This is a genomic window from Hoeflea sp. (assembly GCF_984452065.1).
In genome coordinates this window covers 1-5,608 of record NZ_CFHWAF010000204.1, presented here as the reverse complement: position 1 = coordinate 5,608, position 5,608 = coordinate 1, and the positions used below count along the sequence as shown (strand labels likewise).

The window sequence follows — 5,608 nt, the reverse complement described above, 5'->3', positions numbered from 1 at the left end:
GCGGGCACATCGTCCGCCAAGCTTATGACGCCGCAACGGACGGCGCAGGCGATCGATGCACTCGCCAGCAGGCTCGGTGTCGGCCAATCGTGGCAGGATGTAACCGGATCTCGTGCGGTTAACACGTCGTACCAAAACACCACCGGCCAGCCAATAATGGTGCACATCGGTCAGTATGCTTCCCATGCTAAAATGCAAGTGTCCGCCAACAATTCGACATGGATAGAAGTCGGCCGCGATGTGGCGGGTACGGATTGGGGTGATTCCTGTGCGATTGTACCAACTAACCACTATTATAGATTGAGCGGCAGCGGCCATAGTTTCAGCGTTTGGACTGAATTGAGGTGACTTAGATGGAAAGAGGCTATTATCATCCCGATGTCGGTTATTGGCAGACAGTAGGTAAGGAACCCGAACCGGAGTCATTGCCGGAAGGAACGACAAACGTGCCCTTGAGGCCATCAGAGCATCATAAACTTATCGATGGCGCATGGATTTACGATGACAGTCTTATCGAGGTCACCATTGATCAGATCAATGCCGAACGTGAGCGCAGGAAGGACCTACCTAAAATCGTTTCTCTTTCCACTGGCAAAGCGTTCCCGGTGGATATGAAGGATGGCGGTCGTCATAACGTTTCAGATTTGGCGCTCTGTGCGGTGGTCAAGAAATCAATTGCTGATGAGACAACATTCAAGTTTACCGATGCGGACAATGTTGATCAGACGCTCTCGAATGACGAAATGATTGAAGTTGGCTTGCAGTGCGCTGCCCAGATCATGCAAATCCATGAGGCAGCGCGTTTGATCAAAGCGATGGACGAACTTCCTGACGACGTGAGCAACGATACCTATTGGCTAGTTGCTCCTTGAGGTTGAAGTTTCGATAGGATACGTGTTGCTTCTAACCGCATCATTGGTGGGCTCATTCCATGAAAAAGGTTGAAGCTAAATGGTCGCCGATCCAAGTTCTCAGCTCAATTTATGAAAATGAAGTGCTATCTGATTAATCTGGACAGATCTAAAGACCGATACCGTTGGTTCGTCGGAAATACGGAAGACATTGATTTTGATGTTATCAGAGTGTCTGCTGTGGACGGCTACGGTCTAGAATATTCAAAAATAGAGGAACTTCTCGCAAATCAGAGAAGTGACTACCCAATGCCATCAGGTGCATTGGGATGTTTTCTCAGTCACCGGAAAGCTTGGAGTCGAATAGTAGCGACAGATGACCGGTGGGCATTCATCGCCGAGGATGACGCCCATATCTCCAAATCAGCCAAGCACCTGTTTAAGAATGAAAACTGGATTCCGGATTACGTTGATATCGTGAAAGCTGAAACCTCGCGCGAGTCGATCGAGGTTTCGGCCAAGACAATCTGCGCGACCGAGCGCTTTAAGCTAAGGGAACTGAAATCGGCGCATCGGAACACCGCTGGATACTTCATCGCAAAAAAAACTGCAGAACGGCTTCTGAAGCTCACCGAAGATTATTGTGACCCAATCGATGAAGTGCTTTTCAATCCGGAATTAGGCTTATCGACACAGCTTCGCATCCTGCAACTAGATCCAGCATTTACCGTGCAGGACAAAATTTCCAACGATCCGTTTGGAATGGAGCCCACGATCATCCGTGAAGCTGACAATCGACCAAAGGTTAGAATGTCTTTTGGACCGGCAAAGCTCATTCGGGAAACGAAAAGGTTTTACCGAAAAAAAGTGAGACCGAGAATCATGACGATGACACGCCAATCGGTCTTCGGTAGCATACCCTATGCAGATGATTGACGAACTGAACCGCGCGATGCGCGGAGGGTGTAATGGTAGCCATTACGATCAACAGTTTCATCGGTGAACAGCCGCGCATCGTGCCGCGCCGGATCCCCGACAGTGCGGCACAGTCAGCCGTCAACACGCGCCTCGACGACGGCGCCCTGACGCCGATCCGCATCGCAGCGACCGAGTCAGAGACAAGCGATACAAGCATCAGGACGCTGTTCAAACTGGAGAGCACCGGGCAATGGTTCACCTGGTCTTCGGACGTCCACGCCGCACCGGGCCCGGTCGCGGATGAACGGCTCTACTTTACCGGCGACGGCGTTCCGAAGATGAAGGTCGGCGGGACGGACTACACCCTGGCCGTCGAGCGGCCGGCATCCGCCTTGACCGCCACCGCAACAGGCTCCGGCACCGGCATCGAATACACACGGCTCTATGTCTACACCTATGTCACGGGTTTCGGCGAGGAATCGGAACCGAACCCGGTCTCAAACGAGATCACCTGGCAATCCGGCCAGACCGTTACTCTGTCCGGATTCGCGGCACCGACCGACACGGCACGCAACATCACCAAGCAGCGCATTTACAGGTCGCAGACCGGCCGGTCCGGCACATACTTTTACCTGATCGCGGAGCGCGACGTTTCGACCGCCAATTTCAGTGATACAGTCGATGTGGACGATTTTCAGGAAGCGCTGCCGTCGGCGGATTTCAACACGCCGGCCGGCAGCCTCGAGGGCCTTGTGCCGCTGCCGGCCGGCATGATGGCGGCGTTCACCGGCCGCGAGCTGCACTTCTGCGAACCCTATCAGCCGCACGCCTGGCCCGAGAAGTACGTGCTTTATACGGACTACGACATCATGGCGGTGCGAGGCGTCGGCTCTGTCCTTGTCGTTCTGACCACAGGTCAGCCCTATATCGTCCTTGGCGCGTCGCCCGCAGCGATGCAGATGCAGAAACTGGAGATCAACGCGCCCTGCATCAACAAGAAGGCCGTTGTCGATCTGGGTTATGCCGTCGCCTTCCCGTCCGTTGAGGGCCTGTTCATCATTGACGGCAGCGGAGCCGTGTCGAACGCGACACGCAACCTCTTCAAGCGCGAGGACTGGCTGACACTCGACCCGGCCACCATGGTCGCCGCGCAACTGGGCGGCCGATATGTGGCGTTTTACGATTACACCGATGTGGGAGGCATGCCACACGCCGGTTCGCTGTTCATCGACACGGCCGGAGACGGCTATCTGTTCCGCAACGCGACGGTCACATCGGCGTGCCATTTCGACATTCCTTCGTCGCGGCTCTATTACGTAGACCGGGACACCGGCAACATCATGGAAGTCGACGCGGAGGATCAGCCGCGCGAAGAACTCTACTGGAAGTCGAAGGAATTCGTCTTTCCGCGCCCCGTCTCCATGGCGGCCATCATCATCGACGCCGATTCGACGGTCTCGTTGGAAGAGCAGGCCGCTATCGTCGCGGAGAATTCGCAGATTTCGACCGCCAACGCGGCAACCATCGCGACCGGCGATATCTTTGGCGCAATCGGCGACGCTCAGATCAACAGGAACCGCGTCAATGGCGACATACTGACCGAATTCGTCGCCGACAGTTTCGAGCAGATCACGGCGACGGTCTATGCCGACGGCGAGGTGGTCGGCACGATCTCGGAGACGAACGCAATGAAGCGCCTGAAATCCGAACGGCTTGCCCGGCGATGGGAGGTCGATGTCTATTGCACCGTATCGATCGAGCGGATCGCCATGGCCAGCAGTGTCGACGAATTGAAGGGCCTGCCATGAGAACACCCGTTACCGATCCGCGACTGGTCGAGAAGATCGAGACGCTGTTCGGCGAAGGAGCGCGGGGCCGCCGGCCGGAGATCCGGCACAAGGCCGCGGTGCGCATCGAGGATTTCGCCGACTTCCTCAAATTGAACCGGACCCTGCAATCGGCGCAGGTCTCCGGCACACCGACGGCGGCGGAATACAACGCGCTTCAAACCGACGTCGCCGAACTCCATAACCGCCTCGTCGCGCTGCAGGAGGCTTTGACGGGACGGCTGACGTGAGCCGGGCCTATATCTACGACCCCGCGCGCCGCGGCGAGATACTGGCCTGGATGGAAGAGCGCATCGAGGGCCAGCAATTCCATACAGACGCGAAATGCATCGGCGTCGAGCAGGACGGTGAACTCATCGCCGCGGTCGGATACGACCGGTTCAGCCCGCATTCGTGTTGCGTCCATGTCGCGGCCGACACGTCCAAGCCGTGGCTGACCAGGGAGTTTTTGAAGCGCGCGTTCTACTTTCCGTTCGAGCAACTGGGCTTTCGGCGCATGACCGCGCTGGTATCGGAATACAACGAGGATTCGCTCCACTTCGTCACCCGGACAGGATGGGTGCAGGAAGGTGTTGTCCGCGAAGAGGGGCCGAACGGCGAGGACCTGCTCGTCTTTGGCATGTTGCGGCGCGAGTGTCCCTATGTGTGATCACGTTCGTCCATTCGTTCCCGCGTTCGTTCCCGGCGGCCCTCGAAATCACGATACGCTATGCAGAGGAAAAGAAAATCCACTCAGAATTCGCGAGAGCGATTAAACGTCCGCGTCTTTCAGCGCCTTGTTAATTCGGGCCTGCCAGCCTTTCCCGGTGGCTTTGAATTTTTCGATAACCTCGGGGTCCAGGCGCAAGGAAATTGCCTGCTTTGGATTTTGGACACGCGGCCGGCCCCTTGAACGCTTGATGCTCTCAGCCAATTCCGGGAGAGCTTCCGCAAAGGGTTTCGCCCTTGCCATCATTTCAGGTGTGATTTCCTCAGTGTCCGGATCTTGCTCGATTGCCCGTCTGATCTTGCGATCCTCCGCATCGGACAAGGGCCGGATGCGCCTTGGGAAGTTGCTCATAACAGTGCCCTTTCGCTTTTGTTGGCATCGCGCATGGAGATAGCCGAAATTGCTTCGGAACCGAGTGGCTTGAACACGACAACAATAATCGTGTCGCGAAAATGGCCAATGGCCATAAGGCGCTCGCGTTTGGCTTCAATCACTGTTGAATCTGCAAAAAACTCCATCGTCAGATCAGCGAAGTCCCAGCCGTGAGTTGCCAAATTCGTCCGGCGCTTCGGTTCGTCCCATACGATTTTCATGCAATAAATGTAGTACGAAAAATACGAATGTCAATAAAAGTGCTATCCCCCGAAATGGCACGCTCCGGTCGGCCCGCGGCGCGCGACATGCTCAACCGCTGTAAGGCAGCGGCACTGGAATAATCACTGTCAGTTCGCGGCGGGAATGCTCTTACCTGTGATCACCGGTAGACCAGGTCGGGCAGTTGCTCGCGCAGCATTTCACCAAGCCGCGGGTTCTGGATCAGGGCGCCGTCAATGCGTTTCGCCTCGTTTACCACACGGTTTTTGAGCGACTGCCGGATGGTCCTGCCGGTGATGGCGACAGGCAAATGCATCGGCTTGGCGTTGAACTCGGCGATGCGGTCCAGGATCTCTTCCTGGGCCCGTCTGTCTTCCATCTTGTAGGCCAGCGCGAATTCGTTGAGCAGTTTCTGCCGCCTGCGCTTGATCCGGGTTTCGGCGTTCTTCAGCGCGCTGTTGCGTTGCCATGTCTCCGAAACCCTGGCCGGCGAGAAGCCGACCGCCTGCATGACAATGTCGTAGGACGCCAATTCCTCGGCGGGCAGGATCTGGTTCTTGCGCGAATCTGTGACGCCTTCCTGCGAATAGCGGTAAGCCTTGAGAAGGTCGCGCGCGAATTTCGGCACGATCGCCTCGACACCTCGCTGCACATTGCCCTCACGGATCTGCGACACGCCATAATATTGC

9 protein-coding genes are annotated in these 5,608 nt (G+C 56.3%); 6 read left to right on the top strand and 3 right to left on the bottom strand.

Translation table 11 applies throughout. The features are described 5' to 3' along the window. From AC5E6N_RS22980 to AC5E6N_RS22955, 6 genes are all read left to right on the top strand, one after another. Nucleotides 1–348 (top strand): hypothetical protein (locus AC5E6N_RS22980; protein WP_491749987.1); only part of this gene is annotated, 348 nt, incomplete at its 5' end. A gap of 5 nt (nt 349–353) precedes the next feature. After that, nucleotides 354–872: a DUF4376 domain-containing protein gene (locus AC5E6N_RS22975; protein ID WP_491749986.1), complete on the top strand. Its 519-nt coding sequence runs from the start codon at nt 354–356 to the stop codon at nt 870–872. Nucleotides 873–941: 69 nt separating this feature from the next. After that, nucleotides 942–1,787, top strand: coding sequence for a glycosyltransferase family 25 protein (locus AC5E6N_RS22970; RefSeq protein WP_491688928.1), 846 nt, complete (start codon nt 942–944; stop codon nt 1,785–1,787). Nucleotides 1,788–1,819: 32 nt separating this feature from the next. Then, on the top strand, nt 1,820–3,577 hold the full coding sequence (locus AC5E6N_RS22965; RefSeq protein WP_491749985.1) for a hypothetical protein: 1,758 nt from the start codon (nt 1,820–1,822) through the stop codon (nt 3,575–3,577). Further along, on the top strand, nt 3,574–3,846 hold the full coding sequence (locus AC5E6N_RS22960; RefSeq protein WP_491749984.1) for a hypothetical protein: 273 nt from the start codon (nt 3,574–3,576) through the stop codon (nt 3,844–3,846). Before AC5E6N_RS22965 ends, AC5E6N_RS22960 begins: the two co-directional genes overlap by 4 nt. Further along, entirely contained in the window at nt 3,843–4,265 is a 423-nt protein-coding gene (locus AC5E6N_RS22955) for a GNAT family N-acetyltransferase (RefSeq protein ID WP_491749983.1), read from the top strand. Before AC5E6N_RS22960 ends, AC5E6N_RS22955 begins: the two co-directional genes overlap by 4 nt. Before the next feature lie 102 nt (nt 4,266–4,367). Here AC5E6N_RS22955 and AC5E6N_RS22950 read toward each other — a convergent pair whose 3' ends face one another. The 3 genes from AC5E6N_RS22950 to AC5E6N_RS22940 form a co-directional block, all read right to left on the bottom strand. Further along, nucleotides 4,368–4,676: a BrnA antitoxin family protein gene (locus AC5E6N_RS22950; protein ID WP_491749982.1), complete on the bottom strand. Its 309-nt coding sequence runs from the start codon at nt 4,674–4,676 to the stop codon at nt 4,368–4,370. Further along, entirely contained in the window at nt 4,673–4,918 is a 246-nt protein-coding gene (locus tag AC5E6N_RS22945; protein ID WP_491749981.1) for a BrnT family toxin, read from the bottom strand. The genes AC5E6N_RS22950 and AC5E6N_RS22945 overlap by 4 nt, the downstream gene beginning before the upstream one ends. A gap of 161 nt (nt 4,919–5,079) precedes the next feature. Further along, nucleotides 5,080–5,608: PLxRFG domain-containing protein (locus tag AC5E6N_RS22940; protein ID WP_491749980.1), on the bottom strand; the 529-nt coding region annotated here is incomplete at its 5' end.